Origin of the sequence: Amycolatopsis sp. VS8301801F10 (genome assembly GCF_046195355.1) — a bacterium.
GTDB lineage: Bacteria > Actinomycetota > Actinomycetes > Mycobacteriales > Pseudonocardiaceae > Amycolatopsis.
In genome coordinates, this window is the sequence record NZ_CP176065.1 from 4,498,808 (window position 1) to 4,521,397 (window position 22,590).

The window sequence follows — 22,590 nt, forward strand, 5'->3', positions numbered from 1 at the left end:
CGCGCACGGTTCGCTGGGGGTCCGCGCACGGAGGCGGTTACGGTGGATCCGTGCGATTCGGCATCCTGGGGCCCTTGGCCGTGAGCAGCGACGACGGACGGCCGGTGCGGGTACCCGAGGCCAAGGTCCGGACCCTGCTCGCGGTCCTGCTCGTGCACGAGGGCCGTCCGGTGTCCGCGGACCGGCTGGCGGACGACCTGTGGGGCGAGCAGCTGCCCGGCAACCCGGTCAACACCCTGCAGACGAAGGTCTCGCAGCTGCGCCGGGCGCTGGAGCGCGCCGAACCCGGCTCCGGCCGCGCGCTGGCATATCAACCGCCCGGGTACGTCCTCCGGCTCGACCCGGAGGCGGTCGACGCCGGCCGGTTCCGTGCGTTGCTCGCCGACGCGGGCGCGGCGGACGACCCGCGGTCGAAGGTCGAGCTGCTCACCGAGGCGTTGGCGTTGTGGCGGGGCCCGGCGCTCGCCGAGTTCGCCGACGAAGCCTTCGCGCAGCCGGTGATCCAGCGCCTCGAGGAGGATCGCCTTGTCGCGCAAGAAAACCTCGCCGACGCGCGGCTCGCGTTGGGCGAACATGCCGCGCTGACCGCGGAACTCGCCGACCTCGTCCGGCAGCATCCGCTGCGGGAACGCCTGCGGGCTCTCCAGCTGCGCGCGCTGTATGCGGCCGGACGGCAGAGCGAAGCGCTGGCCTCCTACGACGAACTCCGCCGCCGGCTCGCCGACGAGCTGGGCCTCGATCCCGGTCCCGAGCTGACCGCGCTGCACCGGTCGATCCTGGCGCAGGATCCGGCTCTGACCGCGGTCGCCCCGCAGCTTCCGGTGCCGCTGACCGAACTGGTCGGCCGGACCGCCGCGGTCCGCGCGGTCAGCACGCTCGTCCGCGAATCCCGCCTGGTGACGCTCACCGGGCCCGGCGGCGTCGGCAAGACCCGGCTCGCGCTGGAGACCGCGCACCGGCTCGGCGGAGAGTTCGCCGCGGGCGCCTGGCTCGTGGAGCTGACCGGCATGGACCGCCACGAATGCGCGCTGAGCCAGTGCCCGCCGGTCGAGTGGGTGGTGGAGGCGATCGCCGCGACGCTGGGGATCCGGGACGCGGCGGCGCCCGCCCCGGCGGATCCGGCCGAACGGCTGGCCGAATCCTTGCGCGGCAAGGAAACCCTGATCGTGCTGGACAACTGCGAGCAGCTGATCGAGCCGGTCGCCGCGACCGCCGGGCGGCTGCTGGCCGCCGCGCCCGGGCTGCGGATTCTCGCCACCAGCCGGGAACCGCTCGGGCTCGCCGGGGAAACGCAGTTCCCGGTGCCGCCGCTGGACCACGACAGTGCCGCGCAGCTGTTCATCGCCAGGGTTGCCGACACTGGGTACACTGTGGACAGTTCCGATGCGGCCGCGGTCGCCGAGATTTGCCGGAAGCTGGACGGATTGCCGCTCGCGCTCGAACTCGCCGCCACCCGCGTGCGCGCGCTGGGCGTACCGGAGCTGCTGCGCCGGCTGGACGACCGGTTCCGTCTGCTGGACACCACTCGCCGCGGAGTGCCCGCCCGGCAGCAGACGCTGCGCGCGATGATCGACTGGAGCTGGGAACTCCTGAGCGAACCGGAACGCCTTGTGCTGCAACGGTTGTCGGTGCACACCGAAGACTGCTCGCTGGACGCGGCCGAGGCGGTCTGCGCGGGCGGCGGAGTCGCGGAAGGCGAGGTTCTCGGTCTGCTGGCGAAGCTCGTCGACCGCTCGCTGGTCGTGCCCGCGAGCACCGGCGTGCCGCGGTACCGGCTGCTCGAATCGGTGGCGGCATACGGCCTGGAGCGGCTGCGCGAAGCGGGGGAAGCCGAGCACACGCGGCGACGGCACGCGGAGCACTACGTCCAGCTCGCCGGGGCGGCGGACGCCGGTCTCCGCGGCCGGGACCAGCGGCGATGGCTGCAGCGGCTTGACGCGGACCTGCCGAATCTGCGTGCCGCGGCGGAGAATCTGGCCGGGTGGGGGAGCGCCGACGACGCGTTGCGGCTGGCGAACCGGCTGGCCTGGTACCGCTTCCTGCGCGGCCGGATGGCCGAAGCGATGCGTTCCCTGCGCGCCGCGCTCAGCCTGCCCGGCGGCGACCCGGACCTGCGCACGGAAGCGCAGGCGACGCTCACCGCGCTCGGCGTCCTCGCGGGCGACCGGCCCGACTGGCGTCCCGTGGCCGAGCAGCCGATGAGCGCACGGGCCAAGTGGTTCCTCGGCTACGCACTGTCCACAGTGGCCGATCTGCCCGGCGCCGAACCGCTCACCCTGGACGCGCTCGCCGCCTTCGAAGCCGCCGACGACCGATGGGGGATCGCCTCGGCCAGCGGCGACCGGGCGAGCCAGGTTCTGGCGAGAGGCGACGTCGCGGGAGCGCGGCGGTACGCGGATCGCTGCGCGGAACTGTTCGCTGAAATCGGCGACAAATGGGGTCAGCTGCAGGCGATTTTCGCGCAAGGCATTTTAGGGACGCTTTCCGGGGATTACGCGCGAGCCGAGGCTGGCTACACCGAAGGACTGCGGATCGCCGAGGAATTGGGCTTGTGGCCGGAGGCGTCGTACCAGTTGTCGTGGCTGGGGCGGGTCGCGTTGCTGCGCAAGGATTTCCCCGCAGCCCGCGAACTGCACGAACGGGCGCGCGAGGTGGCCGCCGAGCACGGCTTCACGCCGGGGGAGATGTATGCGCTGACCGGGCTGGCCCTCGGCGCCCGGCGCGAGGGCGACCTCGATCTCGCCGAGAAGCATTTGCGCACGCTGCTCGAATGGAACAAGCAGGTCGATTTCGAGCCGGGCAACACGTTGATCCTCGCCGAACTCGGTTTTGTCGCCGAATTGCGCGGCGATCCGGAGACCGCGTTGCGGCGGCAGCGGGAAGGCTACGAGATCGCCCGCCGGACGGAGGATCCGCGCGCGATCGCGTTGGCGTTGGAGGGTTTGGCGGGAGCGCACGCACTGGCCGGCGCGGCTCGCGAAGCCGCGCGTCTGCTGGGCGCGGCCGCGGCCTGCCGGGCCGGGGTCGGAGCCCCGCTGCCCGCGGCGGAGCGGGGAGACGTGGACCGGATCACCGCCCGCGCGAGCGAGATCCTCGGCGCGGCGGAGTTCGCGGCCGAGTTCCGCGCGGGCGGCGAACGGGGGTCCTCAGAAGACCGGCCGCTGGCTGCCGTACCCGGTAGCCTGCTCGAAAGCATGCGCGGCCCGCAGCAGCCCTAGCTCGCCTCGCAGCGGCGCGATGATCTGCAACCCGACCGGGCGGCCGTCGCCGGTGAACCCGGCGGGCACCGACAGCGCCGGGCAGCCGGTCGCCGAGATCGAGTACGCCGAGCGCATCCACTCCAGATAGTCGTGCATCGGTTGCCCGGCAACGGTTTCCGGGTACTCCCATTCCACCGGGAACGGCGGCAGCTGGCTCACCGGCGCGAGCAGCAGGTCGTACTGGGTGAAAAACTCGCGCATCCCGGTGATGAGCTGCAGCTGCCGCGTCTGCGCGTTCGCGAGGTCGGCCCCGGAAAGCGTTGCGCCGAAAGCGATGTTGCCGGCGAGTGTCTGCTTCATCTTGTCCGGATGTTGTTCGAGCAGTCTCCCGAATCCCGCGTGGAAAAGCCATCCGCGCAGGGTGCGGAACACCTCGTCGGCCGCGGCGAGGTCCGGGCAGGCTGGTTCGACGAGGCAGCCGAGGTCGGCGAACACCTTCACCGCCGGTTCCAGCACCGCGGTGACCGCCGGGTCGACCGGCAGGCCGCCCAAATCCGGCGACCACGCCACGCGCAGGCTGGTCAGGTCGGCTTCGAGAGACCCGGCGAAGGGCGCCGCGGGCTGGTCGAGCGCGATCGGGTTGCGCTCGTCGTACCCGGCGATCACGGACAGCAACAGCGCGACGTCGCCGACCGTCCGCCCCATCGGCCCCTGCACGCCCAGCGCTTCCCAGGGCAGCGTCGCCGGCCAGGTCGGCACGCGGCCGGGCGACGGACGCAAGCCGACGACGTTGCAGAACGACGCCGGATTGCGCAGCGAACCGCCCATGTCGCTGCCCTCGGCGAGCGGCTGCAGGCCCGCGGCCAGCGCGGCCGCCGCCCCGCCGCTGCTGCCGCCCGCGGACAGCTCCCGCCGGTACGGGTTGCGCGTTGCCCCGAAGACCGGATTCATCGTGTGCGAACCGGCCCCGAACTCCGGCACGTTCGTCTTGCCGAGCGTGATCGCGCCCGCGTTCCGGATCCGTTCGACGACGAGCGTGTCGCTGTCCGGCACGTGGTCGGCGAAAATGGGGGAGCCGTAGGTGGTGCGGACGCCGGCGACGTCGTGCGTGTCCTTGTGCGCCACCGGAATCCCGTGCAGCGGACCGGCTTCCTCGCCGTGCGCGAGCCGTTCGTCGGCAGCCGCGGCCTCGCGCAGCGCGCGCTCGGCGGTGAGCGTGACGATCGCGTTGATCTGCGGGTTGACCTGCTCGATCCGGTCGAGATGCGCCTGCAGCACCTCCCGCGCGGACAGCTCGCGGACGCGCAGCCGCCGGGCCAGCTCGCGGGCGGGCAAGTAGCAGATCTCCTCAGCGCTCACGGGCTTTCCCTCTCCTGCCGCTGGTGTCCGTTCGAGACGTCAGCTTCGCGCCTGGTGCTGGCCTCGGACAAGACCTGCTCGACAAATGACGGAATCAGCCAGAGTATTGGCTGATGACGGCAACGCTGGACCCGCTCGACCGCCGAATCGCCGGCGCGCTGCAAGTCGACGGCCGCGCGTCCTGGCGGCGGATCGCCGAGGTCCTGGACGCACCGGAACGCACGGTGGCGCGGCGCGGGACGCACCTGCTGCGCACCGGCGTCGTGACGGTGGTCGCCGTTTCGCCGCACGGCGTCCCGCTGCTGGTGCGCGGCCGCTGCCGGGCCGGACTCGGCCGTCCCGCGGGCACCGCGCTCGCCGGACGGCCGGAGACGAGCTTCTGCTACCTCATCACCGGACAGGGCGAACTGGTCGCCGAGGTCTTCTGCGACCGCAACCGGCTGCCGACGTTCATGTTCGACGAAATGGCCGCAATCCCCGGCCTGCACGATCTGACGGCCGATACCGTCACGCGCTACTACCGCACGATCCACGAATGGCAGCCCGGCCTGCTCAGCCCAGCCGAAACGACGGCGATCTCGTCGCTGCCGCAGCCGACCCCGCAGCCCCGGCAGCCGGACGGGGTGGCCTTCAGCAGCGACGAACGCGCCATCGTGCGCGCGCTGCGCGAGGACGGCCGCCGAAGCCACGAGGAACTCGCCCGCGCCGCCGGTATCTCGGAATCGACCGTCCGCCGTCGGCTGGAAGCGTTGCGGCGCGAGGAAAAGGTGTTCATCCGGGCAGTCGTGGAGCCAGCCGTGCTCGGGCTGCCGGTCGAGGCGCTGCTGTGGATCCGCTGCCGCCCGCACTACGTAGACGACATCGGCCGCGCCCTGCTGGGCTCGCGCTACGTGCGCTACGCGGCGGCGATGACCGGCGAGTATCAGCTGCTGGCTGACGTGACCTTGCCCGACATCGCCGCGTTGCACGAGTTCGTCGGCAGCTCCGGCTGGTCCAGGCAGGCGGATTCGGTGCATACCGGGGTGGTGCTGAAGGCGTTGAAGCGCAGCAGCGTTCTCGCGCCGGAGCTGCGCTCCTGACGGTTGCCTGCGTTTTCAGCCTGGTTCAGCACGGTGGCGACGCGCGGCGGTGCAGTACGCCGGACCGTTGCGTCGCGGGGTTGAGTGCGACGCAACGGCCCGTCCGCGAGTTGTGCCTACGGCGGTTGCCCGCGTTCCTCGAGCCCGCTGAGCAGCGGCAGTGCGTCGTTTGGTCTGCCCGCGAGCCGTCCGGTGTCGCGATAGAGCTGTGCCCTCGGCGGTTAGCTCGGCGTTCCTCGAGCCCGCTGAGCAGCGGCGATGCGTCGCTTGGTCTGCCCGCGAGCCGTCCGGTGTCGCGATAGAGCTGTGCCGTCGGCGGTTAGCTCCGTTCCTCCAGCCCGTTCAGCACCGGCGGCAACGCGCGGCGGTGCAGCACGCCGAGCCGTTGCGTCGCCCGGGTCAGCGCGACGTACAGCTCAGCCGCGCCGCGCGGTCCGTCCGCCAGGATCCAGTCCGGGTCCACGAGAAGCACGGCGTCGTACTCCAGCCCCTTCGTCTCCGACGGCGGCACCGCACCCGGCACGTCCGGCGGCCCGATGACGACGCTCGTCCCCTCGCGCCCCGCCTCGTCCCGGACGAATTCCTCGACCGCCGCGGGCAGTTCGTCCTCGGCGACCTTCCGCGACCACGGCCGCACCCCGCACGCGCGCACCGATTCCGGCGGCTCGACCCCGGGCGCGAACTCCGCCAGCACCGCGCCCGCGACGGCCATGATTTCCGCCGGGGTGCGGTAGTTGACGGTGAGCGAACGGTAGGCCCAGCGGCCCGGGACGTATGGATCCAGCATCGTGCCCCAGTCCGTCGCACCCGCCGCCGACCGCCGCTGCGCCAGGTCGCCGACCACGGTGAACGACCGGCTCGGGCACCGTCGCATCAGCGCCCGCCAGTCCATTTCGGACAGTTCCTGCGCCTCGTCGACCACGACGTGCCGGTAGGTCCAGTCGCGGTCCGCCGCGGCGCGTTCGGCGAGGTCGCGGGTGTCGGACTCGACGAAGCGCTCGGCCAGATCGGTGTCGTAGAGCAGGTGCTCCGCGGACAGGCCGATGTCCTCGTCCATCTCCTCGCGGTCGAGCCGCATGATGTCCAGCACGCCGGCCGCGTACTCGGCCTCCGCCTCGCGTTCGGCCTGGTCCTCGCGCTGTTTCGCCCGGCCCGGCGCCTTGCCGAGGAGGTCGATCAGCTCGTCCAGGAGCGGGACGTCCGACACCGTCCAGGGCGCGCCCGGTTCGCGCAGCAGCGCCGGGCTGGCGCCGGCCGCGTCGAGCCGAGCGGGGGAGGAGTACAGCGTGGTGAGGAGGCTTTCCGGGGTCAGGACGGGCCAGAGACGGTCGATAGCCTTGACGAAGGCCGGGTCGGCGAGGAGTTCGTTGACGAGCGTGGAACGGAGGTCCTCCCATTCCTCCTTGTCGTCGCGCGTGAGCCAACCGCGCCCGATGCGCGACATGGCGCGTTCGGTGAGCACGTACGTGACGATCTCGACGAACACCGCCCGCGCCTCGTTGTGCGGCCGCCCGCTCTGCCGCGCCTCGTCGCGGGCCCACTCGGCGGTGGCCGCGTCGATCCGGACGGTGGTGTCGCGCAATTCGATGAGAATGGGTTCCTCGGGCAGCTCCTGCCGGTCCGCTATCGCCGCGTCGAGCACGTCGAGCATCCGCAGAGATCCCTTGAACCGCGCGGCTTCCGGCTCGTCCTCGGCGTGCGCGTGCAGCCCCGGAAGCAGCCCGCCCGGGGTGGTGAACACCACGTCGGACTCGCCGAGCGACGGCAGCACGCGGCCGATGTGGTTCAGGAACGCCGGATTCGGCCCGAGGACGAGCACGCCGTGGCGCTCCATCCGCTCGCGCTGCGTGTAGAGCAGATACGCGACGCGGTGGAGCGCCACGACGGTTTTCCCGGTTCCTGGCCCTCCCTCAATGACCAGGACGCCCGGGTGGTCGAGCCGGATGATGCGGTCCTGCTCGGCCTGGATCGTCGCGACGATGTCCCGCATCCCCTCGCCGCGGGGCGCGTTGACCGCGGCCAGCAGGGCGTCGTTCACCTCGCCGGCGCCAGGCTGCCCGAAAACCTCGTCGGTGAACGAGGTGATGCGGCGGCCGCGCGTGTGGAACTGCCGCCGCCGCCGCATGTTCTCCGGCGTGGCCGCGGTCGCGGTGTAAAACGCACTGGACGCCGGAGCACGCCAGTCGAGAAGGACGGGTTTGTACTCGTCGTCCTCGTCGAAAAGCCCGATCCGGCCGATGTAGAAATGCTCGCCGTCGAGCGGGTCGAGCCGCCCGAAACACAACCCGGAGTCCGCGACCGACAACCGCCGCGTTTCGCGAGCGAGCGCGCGCACCTCGACGTCGCGCTCGCCCGGAGTCTCGTCGTTTCGTTTGAGGGCAGCGGTGTAGCGCTCCTTGACCCGCTCGCGCTCTCCGTCGAGCCGCCGGTACAGGCCGGCGACGTAGTCCTGTTCGGACCGCAGTTCTTCTTCGTACCCCTGAGTTGACAAGTGCCCCTCGCTGGTGTTAATCTGAAACCAGATTCGGCGCGAACTTCTGATTGCCTGGTGAAGACGCGTCGATTTTTTATTGTCCACCTTCTGTCAAGTGGCTGCGTGGACTGGTTGTTTTCTGGCGGCTTTGGCGGCTATTCCGGCTTCCGGCCTGGAGCGGCGACGGTCGGCGGGTTGCGTGGGTCGGCGGGTTGCGTGGGTCGGCGGGTTGCGTGGGTCGGCGGGTTGCGTGGGTCGGCGGGTTGCGTGGGTCGGCGGGTTGCGTGGGTCGGCGGGTTGCGTGGCACGCTCTCCCGAGCCGAGCCGAGCCGAGCCGAGCCGAGCCGAGCCGAGCCGAGCCGAGCCGAGCCGAGCCGAGCCGAGCCGAGCCGAGCCGAGCCGAGCCGAGCCGAGCCGAGCCGAGCCGAGCCGAGCCGAGCCGAGCCGAGCCGAGCCGAGCCGAGCCGAGCCGAGCCGAGCCCAGGCGCAGACTGGATTCGTCGGGCGGGGAGGTCAGGCAACGGCGGGCAAAACCGAGCCGGTGCGTGTGCCAGGCGGTGGTGCGGCGTACCTGGCGAGCTTTGCGGCCGAGCCGAGTCCGTGGTGCACCACGACCGTGCCGTGCCGTGCCGTGGCGCAGCGGGCTTCGGCCAAGGGCGAGCGTTCAGCTGTGGCTGGCGAACCCCTGGCGCGGCGCGCCTACCGGCGATGGGCTAAGCAATGCCGAACGGGCTGGGCCGTCGCGGACGGCTGCGCGAATCGGGCCGGGCGGAGGCGAGCGCGGAGCCGAACAGGGCGCGGGTCGAACCGGGCGCGGGTCGAACCGGGCGGATTGGCATCGTCTGGCGATCGAGCCTGCCGACCTGACGCGGCGTCGCGGGACGGGCCGCAGATCGGGGTCCGTCCGGCTCGCGACGGCGTCAGCGGTGTGGCCAGTGTCGAAAAGCCGCGCTGTCGCACCCAGAACCAGCCTCAAGGTGCCGGAAACACGCGAACCAGCCGCAGACTCGCGTGCGGTGCTGCCGTGGAAGCCGACCAAGAGCGAAACCGACGAGACCAGCCGGGCGGCGAACGACCGGGCCCGCGCATGGGCGCACAACGAACCGCGCGCATGCCGGCCGCCAACCGTCGATACCGGCGGAGCGCGATCTCTCGTGCCGCTGTGGACCAGCGGCGCAACCAGCGCACCGGTCCGCAACGCCGCAGCGATCACGTGCCACACCAAGGCATTCGTAGCGAGGTCGTGCCACGCCCCGATGGGCTTCCGACGATCGCGCCGCAAAACCCTTGCCCGCCCGACAATCCCGCACGCCCCCAGCCCTGCTCCCGCCCGCACCAACCGCACGCCCGCCCCCGACAGCTCGATTTCCCGATCGAGCAGCGATTCTGCGCCATCCCCCGGGGCTTGCGGCAAGCCCCGGGGTGCGCTATATCTTGAAAAGGGCGGAGGAAATCATTTCTTACCCAGCGCGGAATCCCGCGCGGTTCACGGCTGCTTCGCCGACGCCCAGTTCCGCACCACCGGCCGGTAGCCCTCCGGTTTGTCGCCCACCTTCGCCCCGGAGTTGACCAGCCACGACTGGTACTCCGGCGTGAACATCCGGTACGGCCCCGCCGGAGGCACCTCGCTCGCGCGGTCGAGTGCGTCGCGCGCCTCCGCGGGCAGGGTGAAGTCGAGCGCGTGCATCGTCGCGTCCAGTTGCTCCGCGCTGCTCGCCCCGACGATCGCCGACGCGACGCCCGGTTGTGTCGCCACCCAGTTGATCGCGACCTGCGCCATCGTCACGTCCAGCTCGCCGGCGACCGTCTCGAGCGTTTTCAGCAGCTCCCACTGGCGCGTGGTCCAGTTCCCGGCGGTGCCCTCCCCGGTCAGCCGTCCCTCGCCGGTGAGTCCGGCCGCCGAGCTGCGGTACTTGCCGCTCAGGAATCCGCTGCCGAGCGGGCTCCACGCGGTGATTCCCATCCCCAGCTCCAGACCCGCCGGGACGTGCTCGGTTTCGATCGTCCGCTCGATCAGCGAATAGGGCAGCTGCAGGCTGATCATCGGCGGCAGCGAATGCGCGTCGGCGAGCGTCTGCGCGCGGCTCGCGTACCAGGCAGGCACGTCGGACAGCCCGGCGTACCGGATCTTTCCCGCCCGCACCAGGTCGTCGAACGTGCGCAGCACCTCCTCGACCGGCGTGATCCGGTCCCACGTGTGCAGCAGGAACAGGTCGAGATACTCGGTGCCCAGCCGGCGCAGCGACGCCTCCACCGACCGGATCATGTGCTTGCGGCCGTTGCCGCCCGCGTTCGGATCGCCCGGGCCGACGCTGTTGGTGAACTTCGACGCCAGCACGAGCCGCTCCCGGCCGCCCGTCTCGGCGATGAACTTGCCGAGCAGCCGCTCGCTCTCGCCCGCGGTGTAGAAACCCGCGGTGTCGACGAAGTTGCCGCCCTCCTCGACGTACTTGTGGAAGATCGGCCGCGCCTGCTCCTCGGACTTCCCGTAGGCGGCGTGGAACCCGTCGACGCCGAAGTTCATCGTGCCGAGCGCGAGCCGGCTGACCCGCAATCCGGACCGGCCGAGCAGGTAGTACTGGTCAAGAGACATCGGGGTCCTCGCTCCGTTCCCGAAACACGCGCGGGGCCGTCCCCGCCTGGCTCGGCCAGGGTGCCCGCGGAAAAATGGACCAGCAAGTCCAAAAATCAGCGGACGGCGCCCGGATGCGTTCGGCACTCAGGGGGAAGCACCGCTCGACCCGTTCGCCACGGGCCGGCTCGAGCGATGCGGCGGGCACAAGCCGACCTCGGCCGAGGCGGCTGGGGGATCGGGCCGCGCTGAGGAAATCGACGTTGGCGGAGTCGGGGGCTGCATAGGAGCAAGCCGACGCGCGCTCGATGCGGTGCTAGCGAGCGCACTGCACCGGCACAATCCGACATCGACAAACGATCCCGGTCCATCGCGAGCCTGCCGAAAACCTCGGCATCAGCAAACAACCACCACGAGCCGCCGCAGCCCGAGCCGAATGTTCCGCACCGAATAATCCACCCCGAAAAGCCCGACTTCCCTTACCCGCCAACCACTTCCCGCCACCCCGCCGCCCACCCGGCTCAGCCAGAGCCCCGGCCCGGCTCGGCCAGAGCCCCGGCCCGGCTCGGCCAGAGCCCCGGCCCGGCTCGGCCAGAGCCCCGGCCCGGCTCAGCCAGAACCCCGGCCCGCCTCAACCCGACCCGACAGCACCCCGGCCGGGACGTAGGCTGCAAGGCATGCCGTCGAACGTGATCAGCCTCCGCGGTGTGCGCACTCACAACCTGGCCGACGTGGACGTGGACATCCCGAAGCACCAGCTGGTCGCGGTCACCGGCGTTTCGGGGTCCGGCAAGTCGTCGCTGGCGTTCGCGACGCTCGCGGCCGAGTCGCGGCGGCAGTTGTACTCGACCATGCCCGCGTTCGTCCGCACCAAACTGCCGCACGATCCGGCTCCGGAGGCCAGTTCGCTGAGCGGGCTGACGACCGTCGTCGTGGTGGACCAGCGGCCGCTCGGGACGAATTCCCGGTCGACGGTCGGCACCGCCACCGAGGTGTGGACCATGCTGCGGATGTTGTTCTCCCGCCTGGGCGAACCGTCCGCGGGCTACTCGCCGGCCTACTCGTTCAACGACCCTTCCGGCATGTGCCCGGCGTGCGCGGGGCTCGGCACGGTCACCGACATCGACGGCGAGCGGATGATCGACCGCAGCCGTTCGCTCAACGACGGCGCGATGGTCTTCCCGAGTTTCGCGGTCGGCAGCTGGATCTGGAAGCGCTATGTCTACTCGGGATTCTTCGACAACGATCTGCCGCTGCGGGAATGGCCCGAAGAACTGGTGCAGTTCCTGCTGCACGGGCCCACGCAGAAGCCGCCGAACCCGTTGCCGCGGTTTCCGGCCAGCGCGAAGTACCAGTCGATGGTGCCGCGGATCCGGCGGCTGCTCGTCGAGCGCGAAGCCAAGATGGGACCGGCGGTGCGGGCGGCGCTGGCGGAGGTGACCCGGCAGCGGCCGTGCCCCGAATGCGACGGCAGCAGGCTCGCGCCGGCCGCGCGGGAGAGCCGGATCAACGGGGTGTCCATTGTGGACCTCGGGTACCGCGACGCGGCCGGGCTGCTGGAATTCTGCGCCGGACTGGACCACGAGTGGGCGCGTCCGCTCGTGGCGGCGCTGCGGTTGCGGCTGGAGTCGATGATCACGCTCGGCCTCGGGCACCTGCACTGCTACCGCGCGACGCCGACGCTGTCCGGCGGCGAATCGCAGCGGCTGAAACTGGTGCGGCACCTGGGTTCGAGCCTCACCGACCTCACCTACGTCCTGGACGAACCGACGGACGGGCTGCATCCCGCCGACGTCGCGTCCCTGGTTGATGTACTACGGCGGCTGCGTGACCATGGCAACACGGTCCTGGTGGTGGATCACCACGAAGCGGTGATGCTGGCCGCGGACCACGTGATCGACCTGGGGCCGGGAGCCGGGGAAGCGGGCGGGCGCGTGGTGTTCCACGGTCCGCCCGAGAAGCTGCGGAAGGCGGACACGACCACCGCGCGGGCCTTGCGGACCGGCGTCCGGCTCAAGGACACGGTGCGGGAACCCGCCGGCTGGCTGCCGTTGCGCGGGCTGGACCGGCACACGCTGCGCGACATCGACGTCGACGTGCCGACGGGCGTGCTCACGGTGATCACCGGGGTGGCCGGGTCCGGGAAGTCGACGCTGGCGGGCGAACTCGCCGAACGGCACCCGCGGTTCACCGTCGTGGACCAGAGCCAGATCGTCGCGACGGGGCGGTCGACAGTCGGCACCTGGCTCGGCCTGGCCGACCCGGTGCAGCGCGCGTTCGCCGAGGTGAGCGGCGAGTCGCCGAAGCTGTTCAACCCGCGTTCGCAGGGCGGCTGCCCGGCCTGCCGCGGCACCGGCGTGCGGCGGACCGACCTGGCGTTCCTGGAGGACGTCGACACGCCGTGCGAGGAGTGCGGCGCGACCGGATTCCGCGCCGAGGCACTGCGAACGCGGCTCGAGGGGCGGACGGTGCTCGAGGTGCTGGACACGCCGGTGTCGGCGCTGGCCCGGTACGTGCCGCATCCGGACGTCGTCCGGCTCGCCGCGCTGCTCGGCGAACTGGGGCTCGGGCACCTGGCGAGCGGCCGCCCGCTCGACACGCTCTCCGGCGGCGAGCGGCAACGGCTGAAACTCGCCCGTCAGCTCGACTCGACCAGCGACGACCTGCTCGTCGACGAACCCACCGCGGGCCTGCACCCCAGCGACGCCTCGCGGATGGTCGCGCTGCTGGACCGGCTCGTCGACGAGGGCCGGACGCTCGTCGTGGTCGAGCATTCGCCGCACGTGGTCGCCGCCGCGGACTGGGTGCTCGACCTCGGCCCCGGCGCGGGCGAGAACGGCGGCCAGGTGCTCTACACCGGCACGCCGAAGGGACTCGCCGAGCACGACGGCGCGACGGGCCGGTACTTCCGGGCCGCCCTCAGCGGTTAGCCGCCCGGGGCCGCCTTCGCGGACTCCGACTCCGGCAGGGTTCCCCTCCCGGCCAGCGGCGGCTAATGCGGAAACCGGCGCGCCCCCGCGCCGCCCTGGCCGAGAATGTCGTCCGGATTCGAGTACGGGCAGGCTTTCAGCGACAGGCATCCGCAGCCGATGCAGCCGGTGAACCGGTCGCGCAGCGCGGTCAGCTCCTCGATCCGCGCGGTGAGCCGGTCGTGCCAGCGGCGGGAGATGCGCGCCCAGTCGCGTTTGGTCGGGACGCGCTGCTCCGGCAGTTCGGCGAGCGCTTCCTTGATCTCTTCCAGCGAAACCCCGACGCGCTGCGCGGTACGGATGAAGGCGATCATGCGCAGCGTGTCGCGCCGGTACTCGCGCCGGTTGCCGCTCGTGCGGCGGCTCGAAATCAGTCCGCGGCTCTCGTAGTAGTGCAGCGTCGGAACGCTCACACCGGCGCGTTCGGCGATCTGTCCCGGCTTCAGCCAGACGACCTCGCGCGTGATCTGGGGCATGGCAGCTCTTTCCGTGCTTGACCTCAAGTCCGCTTGATGAAGTCCACTGTAAGCACCGCTTGGCGGACGAAGGGGATCTTGTGCCGGATACGACCCTGCGGGTGTGGGCCGACGTGCTCTGTCCGTGGTTCTGGACGGGACATCGCCGGGCGCGACCGTCGAATTCCCGCGGATTCCGGGCAACGAGTTCGCCGGGACGGTCGTCCAGCGGATCGCAGCCGGATCGGGTCCATTGTGGAGCCGGCGTTGGCTGCTGAACTCGGCGGACAGCGGATCACCAGCGACCGGTCCTCCCCGCGGCTCCGCGAACTGCTCGACCTGTGCGCGCTGGGAGAATTCCGGGTGGCCGTGCGGAAGGAGTACCCGCTCGCCGCCAGCACCCATCGCGAGACGGCCGCCGGACACGGTCGCGGCAAGGTGGTGCTGCGGATCGGCTGAGCCGCGTTAAATCGGTGGACCCGGTTCGGACCGCGCCGCTATCGTTCGCCTCGACCGTGACTCGACGCCCGGAGGTGAGACCCATGAACGCTGTTTCGATGTGGGTGCTCCCCGTGTCGTCACGGTCGGGCGGCTGACGGAGGGTTGCCAGGAGCGCCGTGAGCGAAGGCACTCCGAAAGGTGACCATCATGGACACTGTGCGTTTCACCGCGGGCGAACCCGCGGTGAGCATCACCCGGGTCGCACCTGGACTCTGGGAGGCTTGGGACGACGGCCGGCTCGCCGGTCGCGGCGAAGCCACCACACGGCCGGACGGACGGGTCTTCCTGAGCGTCGACGCCTGGCACCGCTCGGTCTTCGACCAGCTCGCCCGCGAGATGCTGGCCGCGCTGCCGGATCCCCTCCACACCGTGGTCGACGAAACCGACCGCGAACTGCTGGACGGCTGGCGACGGGCCGGTCTCACCGTGCGGCGGCGCGAGTGGGAGTACGTCGTGCCCACGGACCCGCAGGTCACCGGGCCGGTCGGGCTGCCGCCGGGCGTCACGATCGTGCCCGTGGGAGCCGCGGCCGAGGCTCCGCTGCGCGAGCTGGACCGCGTCCTCCGTGCCGAAGTCGAGGCGAGCATTGGCTGGTCGGAGATGCCCGCCGAGGTGCTGCCGCGCCCGGCTGGAGACACCGTCGTGGACCCGTCGAAGTACGCCGTCGCTGTCGAGGACGGCGAGTACGTGGGTCTGCTCCGGGTGATTCAGGCGACGCGCCTTCCCCGGCTCGGGCTCCTCGCGGTCCGGGCTGACCGGCAACGCCGCGGCATCGCTCGCGCGTTGCTGGTCCACACGCTCGGCGTCCTGCACCGAGCGGGAATCCCGATCGCGGCGGCCGAGGTGAACGAGGCCAACGATGCGGCGACGGCGCTGTTCGAGGGCATCGGCGCCCGGCGGGCGAACAGCAACGTGGAGCTGATGCGCGATGGCCGGTAAGGGCGGGATCGAAGCCGAGGGAACCGTGGTCGAGTGCCTGCGCGACGCCCGGTTCACCGTCGAACTGGCGAACGGGCACCGCGTGCTGGCCCACATCAGCGGCAAGATCAGGAAGAACTTCATCAAGATCGTGCCGTTCGACCGGGTTCTGGTGGAGCTGAGCCCGTACGACCTCGACCGGGGCCGGATCTTGTTCCGGTACCGGAACTAGCCCGGTCCGTCCTCGCGGTCCGGCCTGGGCCGCGAGGGCGGTCAGCCCGTTTTCGCGGCGGCGAGCCGGGTCAGCGCGGCGCATTTCCGGCCGAAATTGGCCACGAGGTCCGCGCCGATGATCCGCACCATGACCGCCCGCAGGGGAGTGTCGAGCACGATGCGCTGGGTCAGCTCGGCCCCGCCGGGGTCGGCCGCGACGCTCAGGCTGAGGTCCATCCGCCCGAGCGGAACGGGTTGGCAGAGCGCGAGCCCGTGGCCGGGCCGCCAGCTCGTGAAGGTGAAGTCCTCCGCGATTTTCCCGTGCACGCCGCCGCGGAATCTGCCGCTGGGGTACAGGAATCCGGTCGAACCCGTCGCGGCCGGCCCGTGCAGCACGACCCGCGCGACGTCGGGGTCCCAGCGCGGCCAGTTCTCGACGTCGGCGAGGACGTCCCACAGCGCGGCCGGGTCGACGCCGAGGGTGCGGACGGAGGTTCTGTCCCAGGTCATGCCCCGAACATATACGGAACTGGCAGTCTCGTAAACTGTGCTCCATGACGCACAACCGGCGCGGACGGCCGCGGGAACAGGGGATCGACGCGGCGGTGCGGACCGCGGTCAACGACCTGCTGGAGGAGGTCGGCTACCAGCGCTGCACGGTCGACGCGATCGCCGCGCGCGCCGGGGTCGGCAAGGCGGCGCTGTACCGGCGCTGGAAGTCCAAGTCGGAACTCGTCTTCGCCGCGGTCGTGCACGACGACGCCCTCGCCGCGCCCCCCGACACCGGCACCCTGCGCGGCGACGTCGCGGCTGTTCTCGCCGACATTCAGTCCGCTTTGGACGGACCGCGAGTGCGAAACGCCCTGCCGGGCTTGCTCGCCGACCTCCGCGCCGAAGACCAGCCCGCCGCCCGGCTCGGCGAACTGTTCCTGGTGCGCGAACGCGCCTACCTGACCGAAGTGCTGGACCGCGCGATCGCCCGCGGCGAACTGGCCCGGCGACCCGAACTGCCCGCAGTGCACGCGATGCTGCTCGGCTCAGTTTTCGCCTGGCTGCACCTTCTGCGCGAAACGGTCCCGCCAGGCGGCCTGGCCGCGGTGCTCACCCCGGGCTTGTCCGGCGCCATTGTCGAACTGGGCAGCTGATCCGGCATTCACCGCCGAGGCCGAGGCGAGGGCTTACGCCGGGACAACTCGTCCGCGATTATCGCCTCCAGCCGGCTGTTCGCACTCCGAAGCACGCGGTAACTGCGATATCCCACCACGATTGCCGCAATCCCGAGAACGGTCGCGATCGACAGAACCGGCCCGTGCGAAAGCAACGTGTCACGATAGTCGCGAGCGAGATAACCCAGCCCGAGCCCGGCGGCGAGCGCGTCGAGAACCGCGAGCGAAACCCGTCCCGGAACGGTCATGGCCGCCTCCTCTCGGGACCCGCCCCCTCAGCAATCTAGGCGACCGGCGGCCCCCGCGAGACCCCCCGACCCGATCGGCCTACGCCCCCGGTCCGCGCGGGGCCTGTGCTAAGTTGACCAGAACTGGGGGGATCGACCTGCGGAAGCGAACCCAGGGGCCGGTAGCTCAGTTGGTTAGAGCAGGGGACTCATAATCCCTTGGCCGTCGGTTCGAGCCCGACCCGGCCCACTACCAGGCAAAACTCAGTTTTCCAGTCCCTCGCAGCGGTTGAGATGTAAGGGATTCTGTGATTAGTGTGGGTCGTCATGAGCGCCCAGAACGCACGAACTGCAGCCGCCGGACTGGATGACCTTCGCGACCTTCTGTCGGACTTCAGGCGGCATCTGACGGCCCGAAACAAGGCACCGAACACTGTCGAGTCCTACTGCAAGATCGCCGGAGAGTTTGTCGACTGGCTCGTCGAGGATGGTCGATCGACGGAGGCCCCGGATGTCGACTACCGCGTGATCGAGGAGTACTTCGTCAAGCTGCAGACGCGGACACACCACCGCACCGGGAAGGCTTTGTCCGCAGCTTACGTAGCCAAGCACTACCGATCCCTTCAGCAGTTCTGGAGATGGCTCGCGGAGACCGAACAGGTCGTAGACGTGTCGCCGATGGTCAAGACCTCTCCACCCGACGTCCCGGAACAGCCTGTCCCAGTGCTGACAGAGAACCAGTTGCGCGACCTATTGGCGACGACCGAGGGGCGAACCTTCGAGAACGTACGAGACCGCGCGATCATGTTGCTGTTCGTCGATACTCCGAGCCGCCTGGGCGAGGTCGCCCCTGTGGACGTCGACGATTTCGATTTCGATGCCGCGGTGGTCAACGTGATGGGCAAAGGAAGGCGTGCTCGCGCGATGCCATTCGGCGCGACAACCGGAGAAGCGCTGCGCCGGTACTTCCGTGCTCGTGCTCGCCACAAATATGGATCGAAGACCAATAGGGCGTGGGTCGGGCGTCAAGGCCCGTTGACCGAGTTCGGAATCCGACAGATGCTGAACCGTCGAGCTGCCGATGCCGGGGTGCCCTCGATCCATCCGCACCTGTTCCGGCACACGTTCTCGCACCGATGGCTCGCGGACGGTGGGCAAGAGCAAGACCTCATGCGACTGGCCGGCTGGAAGTCGCGCCAGATGCTCGCTCGCTATGGAGCCTCGGCCGCTGACGAACGCGCGCGCGATGCGCACCGCAAGACCAACCTGACCGACCGGCTTCTGTAGTGGGCGGGGGCGGGGGAAAAGCGCAAGGACGCCCCCCCCCCCGCAGTTTTACGAGGACGGTCGCGGCCGACCGGGGGAAGCGGCCAACCGTCCAAAGTGGATCATCGGTTGTTCCACAGGTAGCGTTCCAGTTGGTCGATCTGATCGGCAGCTGTCCGCTGATCCCGCTTCTTGGCGGCGGTCCGCCGCCTTTCGAGCGCAACGATCCAGGCGAGAACCATCAACGCCAGGGTGAAGTTGACTAGCGATGGCGGCCAATCATTGCGGAACGCGGCGACCGAGAGCACCGCGCTCGCGATGGTCAGGATCGTCGCCGTACAGACGAGGGCGACGGTTGGTGCATCAGACGATGGGAAGCGGCTAGCTCCCATGCGCTGCGTAGTCATTCGGTGACTCCTGTTCCCCCAGTTCGGGCAGGTAGAGAAACGTTCGCACATGTGTTTCCGTCCGAACGGGGGCACCGTTACCTGCCTAGCAGGCATTATGTCGAAGTTGCGCCATGTGTGTGACATGCACGATTGCGGATGTGTCACGCAGTTTGTAACTACGCGCCGTCACCGTCTAGCCTGCCGTCCCGCGCGTCGATCGCGGCCCGCAGATACGCCTCCTGCGCGCGCAGGCCTATCGTCCGGCCGAGCATCGCAGCCTCTTCGGCGATCTCCTCGCGCGTCATTCGTCGCCACCGTTCCTGGTCCTGCCTGGTGACGGTGAACACGACGCCCTCTTCGATCGGGAATTCCTTGACGGGCTTGCGCGGCTCGGCCGGCTCTGGCGAGGCGGGAATGGGGCCGCCTTCGAGAATTTCTTGTGGCGTGTCTTCGCTCCATCCCGGGAGCGCGCGGGCGACCGCTTCGTATACCTGAGGTCCGACCGGCTTGCCCTGCTCCAGCTTGACGAGGCTGCGCACGCTGATGTGAGCCTCTTCCGCGAAAGATGGGCGCCACTGATGGCCGGCGGCTTCTCGTCCGCGCGCGATCGCTTTCCCGAGTCGGACCCGTGCGGACTCTTCGTACTGCTTCGTGTGGGGTCGAGTGGCGTCCACCCGTGCACCATAGCGCACCACTGTGTGCGGCCCGGGCCCGCAGTGGGCTCGACGTCGCTGAAGGCGCCTGTGGCGCACCAGGCAGGCGTAGTTAGCTCTCACGTCTACGCACCTTAGTGCACCATGGCGCACCATTGCAAGATGATGCATTGACAGATCGTGCACCATCGTGCACCATCAACTCATGCCACGACCGAACGGAACCGCCTGGAGGCGCTGCCGCGCCAAGATGGGCATCACTTCCGACCAGGCCGCACAGGTGCTCGGTATCGCGGGCGGCTCGTTGCGGCAGATCGAAACCAATGTCAAACCCGTCTCTCTCGCTCTCGCATATCGCGCTGAGCGGTTCTACGGAATCCCTGTCGATGACCTTCTCGACGTTGCGGTCGAGCCCGGAAAGCAGCCAGAGAAGAAGCCCGAGCCGAAGATCGAGCGCGTTGCTCCGCCCAGGCGCCAGGACCGTGAGCCGACAAAAGGCCCGAAGCGCGCTGCTGGAGCAGCGGCATGACACCGGAACAGCGGTCAAGGGCAGGTCGGGCAGGCATGTACTCGCGGCTCGCTCGGGAAGACCGGACCGAGATGACGGCCTCGGCCCGCGCGGCAGCGGCGAACAGGTTCGAGATCCAGGTTGACCCCGAAGGCGTCCTTGATCCGGTCGAACGAGCGAAGCGGGCCGAGTACGCGAAGAAGGCCTACTTCCTGGAGCTCTCCAGGAAAGGCGTGGAAGCACGTCGCCGTCGGCGGAACGCCGCCGCTTGAGTCGACAGGGGATCATCGTGTCTGAGTTGGACATCTTCACCGCCGCGGCGACATCGCCGTTCGACGCGATCAAGCAGGTTCGCGCCGACGGATCAGAGTTTTGGTCGGCGCGCAGCCTGCAGAGCTTGATGGGCTACGTCGACTGGCGCAACATGCGCGACGCGATCGAACGCGCTCGCCTGGCGGCAGAGAACACTGGTGCCGACGTCACCGGGCTTTTCGTTGGCGTCACCGAAAAGTCCACGGGCGGTCGTCCGGCGGAGGACGTCGAGCTGACCCGTTACGCCGCTTACCTGGTCGCGATGAACGGCGACCCCCGCAAGTCCCAGGTCGCCGCGGCGCAGCAGTACTTCGCGGTCCAGACCCGGCGCGCGGAGACCGCGCCGGAGCTGACGCGGCGGGAGATCCTGCAGATGGCGCTCGACGCCGAGGACCGCGCGGACGCGGCGGAGGCGAAGGTCGCGGAGCTGGAGCCGAAGGCGGATCTGGCGGACACCTTCCTCATCGCGGACGGCAGCACGCGTCTGGTGCGTGAGGTTGCGAAGCTGCTCGGGATGCGAGAGGGCGAGCTGCGCCGGTTCCTCGTGAACGAGCGGCTGATCTTCCCGAAGCACGCGGCGTGCGGGGACGTCTCCTACGACTTCTACGCGCAGCACGCGCACCACTTCGTGGCGAAGGAAACGGTCGTCAACCACACGTTCGGCACGTGCTCGCACTACACGCTGCGCGTGACCGCGCGCGGCATCGAGCTGATCAAGGCCCGGCTCGCGAAAGCCCAGGCTGCCTGATCTTCCGGCGGGCCGGGTGACCCCAGCACCTCGGCCCGCCGGATCCCCACCAAAGAAGAACGCCCGCCCCGGCGCCGTGCAGGGCACCGGAACGGGCTCAACCACGAGAGGAAGGGCTCTCATGATCGCAGCACAGACTACCGGCCAGAGATGCCGACGCGCGCTTGGCGCGTGGCTGCACGGCTGTCGTCGCCCGGTCGAGCCGACCCCGGCGAGCTGGCGGATGCCGTCGAGGGACGAGCGGATCGCGGAGATCGAGGCGGTCGCCGAGGAGATGCACGGCCCGTTGCGGGTGCTGGTCGATCCGCATTTCACGCCGGGCGACTGCACCTGGTGCAAGCCGGACCGGCCCGCGCTGGCGACGGTCCGCGTGTTCGGGGACCCGGCCCCGGAGCGGGAGCACCTGAACCCGCTGCGGTCGGTCGAGGTCTGCCACGGCTGTGCGGTCAACCCGCGCACCGGAGCGGTGCGGCAGGCGCTGATCGAGGCCGGTCCGTACCGGCTTGTCGTGATCGAGGTGTGCGAGTGATGGCGAAGTGCGAGCGGTGCCAGGAACGCCAGAAGCGAATCGAGCAGCTCCAGATGGAACTCGCTGATCTGCAGCGCCTTGTCGGCGAATGCGAAGCGGCGACCGCTGCGGAGGTGAGCGAGTGATGCCGTGGCTGAAGAAGATCCGCGAGGCGTCGATGTGGATCGACGAGATCAGTGATCTCGAAGCCCCGCGCCCGGAGAAGAAGCCCAAGAAGCCCGCGAAGCCGAAGCAGGACAACAAGGAGAGCGGCAAGGGCGGCACGTCGGGGAAGCTGCAGGCGCTCGGCGAGCGGATCGGTTTCGCCGGGATCGTCGCCGTCACCGCGGTCGCTGCGGTCGTGGGTCTGGTCGGGTGCAAGCCGGTCGCCGGTTCTCCTTCGCCGCGGGCCCCGTACCAGGAGGACGCGGACGCGCGGGACTACCAGTGCCAGTACGACGGCAACCAGCGGTGCCCGGGCGACGGGGCGGTGCAGCGATGAGCGACCCGCAGATCGTCTACATCGTCGAGGCCAAGGACTTCGGTGCCGTCTGCGCGTTCTCGACTCACGAGGCCGCCCGCGAATCCATAGATTCCGGTGACCACTCCTTCCCGGTGTCAGACCTTTCGATCACGGCCATGGTCGTCGAGGACGGTGCCGAGTGAAGCGCCGCGCGGCCGCCGCGCTGCTCGTGATCACGCTCGCCGTGCTCGTCTATGTCGCCCCGGCGGCGCTGGTCGAACAGACCGGCCCGGGGCACAGCTTCCGGTTGGCGTCTGACGGGACGCTGCTCGCGGTCGCAGGCGGGCTGATCGCGTTGGCCTACACGGCTTTCCTGCTCGCCTGGCGCGCCTACCGCGTCCGGGACGAGGTCGACCGTGCGCTCGCCGCCGAGGACGACCTCGGCGCGGCGCTGCGGGCGTGGCGTGCCGACGTCGACTCGGTGCCGATCCGGTGAGCGTCCTCCGCCGCGCGCTGGTGCGCGCGACTGTCGCCGCGGTCGTTGCCGGCTGCTTGATGACAGCGCTCGTCTGCTTCACCCAGCCCTATCTCCTCTTCGCTACCGCGCGATG

General features: G+C 70.1%; 24 protein-coding genes and 1 tRNA gene. 17 read left to right on the forward strand and 8 right to left on the reverse strand.

Annotation, left to right across the window (positions count from 1 at the left end; genetic code table 11):
- Positions 1–50 precede the first annotated feature (50 nt).
- Positions 51–3,218: a BTAD domain-containing putative transcriptional regulator gene (locus tag F9C11_RS21425; RefSeq protein ID WP_409186653.1), complete on the forward strand. Its 3,168-nt coding sequence runs from the start codon at positions 51–53 to the stop codon at positions 3,216–3,218.
- Here the strand turns inward: F9C11_RS21425 and F9C11_RS21430 are convergent.
- Entirely contained in the window at positions 3,147–4,559 is a 1,413-nt protein-coding gene (locus F9C11_RS21430; protein WP_409186654.1) for an amidase, read from the reverse strand. The genes F9C11_RS21425 and F9C11_RS21430 overlap by 72 nt on opposite strands.
- Positions 4,560–4,672: 113 nt before the next feature.
- On the opposite strand from F9C11_RS21430, the gene F9C11_RS21435 reads away from it, so the two are divergent.
- Positions 4,673–5,638 carry an Lrp/AsnC family transcriptional regulator gene (locus F9C11_RS21435; RefSeq protein WP_409186655.1) on the forward strand — a complete coding sequence of 322 codons (966 nt, stop codon included), beginning with the start codon at positions 4,673–4,675 and terminating at the stop codon, positions 5,636–5,638.
- Positions 5,639–5,957: 319 nt separating this feature from the next.
- On the opposite strand, the gene helR is transcribed toward F9C11_RS21435, so the two are convergent.
- Both helR and F9C11_RS21445 read right to left on the reverse strand, forming a co-directional pair.
- Positions 5,958–8,129 carry an RNA polymerase recycling motor ATPase HelR gene (helR, locus tag F9C11_RS21440; RefSeq protein WP_409186656.1) on the reverse strand — a complete coding sequence of 724 codons (2,172 nt, stop codon included), beginning with the start codon at positions 8,127–8,129 and terminating at the stop codon, positions 5,958–5,960.
- A 1,468-nt stretch (positions 8,130–9,597) separates the two neighbouring features.
- On the reverse strand, positions 9,598–10,704 hold the full coding sequence (locus F9C11_RS21445) for an aldo/keto reductase (RefSeq protein WP_409186657.1): 1,107 nt from the start codon (positions 10,702–10,704) through the stop codon (positions 9,598–9,600).
- A gap of 656 nt (positions 10,705–11,360) precedes the next feature.
- On the opposite strand from F9C11_RS21445, the gene F9C11_RS21450 reads away from it, so the two are divergent.
- On the forward strand, positions 11,361–13,613 hold the full coding sequence (locus tag F9C11_RS21450; RefSeq protein WP_409186658.1) for an ATP-binding cassette domain-containing protein: 2,253 nt from the start codon (positions 11,361–11,363) through the stop codon (positions 13,611–13,613).
- Between the two features lie 62 nt (positions 13,614–13,675).
- Here the strand turns inward: F9C11_RS21450 and soxR are convergent, their stop codons facing one another.
- Positions 13,676–14,128 (reverse strand): redox-sensitive transcriptional activator SoxR, encoded by a 453-nt coding sequence (gene soxR / locus F9C11_RS21455; RefSeq protein WP_409186659.1) that lies wholly within the window; start codon positions 14,126–14,128, stop codon positions 13,676–13,678.
- Between the two features lie 246 nt (positions 14,129–14,374).
- On the opposite strand from soxR, the gene F9C11_RS21460 reads away from it, so the two are divergent.
- The 3 genes from F9C11_RS21460 (at position 14,375) to infA (ending at position 15,758) form a co-directional block, all read left to right on the forward strand.
- Entirely contained in the window at positions 14,375–14,566 is a 192-nt protein-coding gene (locus tag F9C11_RS21460; protein WP_409186660.1) for a zinc-binding dehydrogenase, read from the forward strand.
- A 189-nt stretch (positions 14,567–14,755) separates the two neighbouring features.
- A complete protein-coding gene (locus F9C11_RS21465) occupies positions 14,756–15,547 on the forward strand; it encodes a GNAT family N-acetyltransferase (protein WP_409186661.1) in 792 nt (263 codons plus the stop codon).
- Complete coding sequence (infA, locus tag F9C11_RS21470; protein WP_409186662.1) at positions 15,537–15,758, forward strand: translation initiation factor IF-1; 222 nt, start codon at positions 15,537–15,539, stop codon at positions 15,756–15,758. The genes F9C11_RS21465 and infA overlap by 11 nt, the downstream gene beginning before the upstream one ends.
- A 41-nt stretch (positions 15,759–15,799) precedes the next feature.
- Here the strand turns inward: infA and F9C11_RS21475 are convergent, their stop codons facing one another.
- Positions 15,800–16,249, reverse strand: a complete 450-nt coding sequence (locus F9C11_RS21475; protein WP_409186663.1) for an SRPBCC family protein — start codon at positions 16,247–16,249, stop codon at positions 15,800–15,802.
- Positions 16,250–16,293: 44 nt separating this feature from the next.
- Between F9C11_RS21475 and F9C11_RS21480 the strand changes: the two genes are divergently transcribed.
- Entirely contained in the window at positions 16,294–16,884 is a 591-nt protein-coding gene (locus F9C11_RS21480; protein WP_409186664.1) for a TetR/AcrR family transcriptional regulator, read from the forward strand.
- An 8-nt stretch (positions 16,885–16,892) separates the two neighbouring features.
- Here the strand turns inward: F9C11_RS21480 and F9C11_RS21485 are convergent, their stop codons facing one another.
- Entirely contained in the window at positions 16,893–17,153 is a 261-nt protein-coding gene (locus F9C11_RS21485) for a hypothetical protein (RefSeq protein ID WP_409186665.1), read from the reverse strand.
- 155 nt (positions 17,154–17,308) lie between these two features.
- Between F9C11_RS21485 and F9C11_RS21490 the strand changes: the two genes are divergently transcribed.
- Positions 17,309–17,382 (forward strand) — tRNA-Ile (locus tag F9C11_RS21490).
- 77 nt (positions 17,383–17,459) lie between these two features.
- On the forward strand, positions 17,460–18,419 hold the full coding sequence (locus F9C11_RS21495; RefSeq protein ID WP_409186666.1) for a tyrosine-type recombinase/integrase: 960 nt from the start codon (positions 17,460–17,462) through the stop codon (positions 18,417–18,419).
- 101 nt (positions 18,420–18,520) lie between these two features.
- Here the strand turns inward: F9C11_RS21495 and F9C11_RS21500 are convergent, their stop codons facing one another.
- Positions 18,521–18,805 (reverse strand): hypothetical protein, encoded by a 285-nt coding sequence (locus F9C11_RS21500; protein ID WP_409186667.1) that lies wholly within the window; start codon positions 18,803–18,805, stop codon positions 18,521–18,523.
- 158 nt (positions 18,806–18,963) lie between these two features.
- Positions 18,964–19,461, reverse strand: a complete 498-nt coding sequence (locus tag F9C11_RS21505; protein WP_409186668.1) for a hypothetical protein — start codon at positions 19,459–19,461, stop codon at positions 18,964–18,966.
- 184 nt (positions 19,462–19,645) lie between these two features.
- On the opposite strand from F9C11_RS21505, the gene F9C11_RS21510 reads away from it, so the two are divergent.
- From F9C11_RS21510 to F9C11_RS21545, 8 genes are all read left to right on the forward strand, one after another.
- Entirely contained in the window at positions 19,646–19,969 is a 324-nt protein-coding gene (locus F9C11_RS21510; RefSeq protein ID WP_409186669.1) for a helix-turn-helix transcriptional regulator, read from the forward strand.
- Entirely contained in the window at positions 19,966–20,220 is a 255-nt protein-coding gene (locus F9C11_RS21515) for a hypothetical protein (RefSeq protein ID WP_409186670.1), read from the forward strand. Before F9C11_RS21510 ends, F9C11_RS21515 begins: the two co-directional genes overlap by 4 nt.
- A 17-nt stretch (positions 20,221–20,237) precedes the next feature.
- Positions 20,238–21,008: a phage antirepressor KilAC domain-containing protein gene (locus F9C11_RS21520; protein WP_409186671.1), complete on the forward strand. Its 771-nt coding sequence runs from the start codon at positions 20,238–20,240 to the stop codon at positions 21,006–21,008.
- A 121-nt stretch (positions 21,009–21,129) separates the two neighbouring features.
- Positions 21,130–21,537, forward strand: a complete 408-nt coding sequence (locus F9C11_RS21525; protein WP_409186672.1) for a hypothetical protein — start codon at positions 21,130–21,132, stop codon at positions 21,535–21,537.
- Entirely contained in the window at positions 21,537–21,662 is a 126-nt protein-coding gene (locus F9C11_RS21530) for a hypothetical protein (RefSeq protein ID WP_409186673.1), read from the forward strand. The genes F9C11_RS21525 and F9C11_RS21530 overlap by 1 nt, the downstream gene beginning before the upstream one ends.
- Positions 21,662–22,018: a hypothetical protein gene (locus tag F9C11_RS21535; protein ID WP_409186674.1), complete on the forward strand. Its 357-nt coding sequence runs from the start codon at positions 21,662–21,664 to the stop codon at positions 22,016–22,018. The genes F9C11_RS21530 and F9C11_RS21535 overlap by 1 nt, the downstream gene beginning before the upstream one ends.
- Entirely contained in the window at positions 22,015–22,182 is a 168-nt protein-coding gene (locus F9C11_RS21540; RefSeq protein ID WP_409186675.1) for a hypothetical protein, read from the forward strand. The genes F9C11_RS21535 and F9C11_RS21540 overlap by 4 nt, the downstream gene beginning before the upstream one ends.
- Positions 22,179–22,475 (forward strand): hypothetical protein, encoded by a 297-nt coding sequence (locus F9C11_RS21545; RefSeq protein ID WP_409186676.1) that lies wholly within the window; start codon positions 22,179–22,181, stop codon positions 22,473–22,475. Before F9C11_RS21540 ends, F9C11_RS21545 begins: the two co-directional genes overlap by 4 nt.
- Positions 22,476–22,590: the final 115 nt, after the last annotated feature.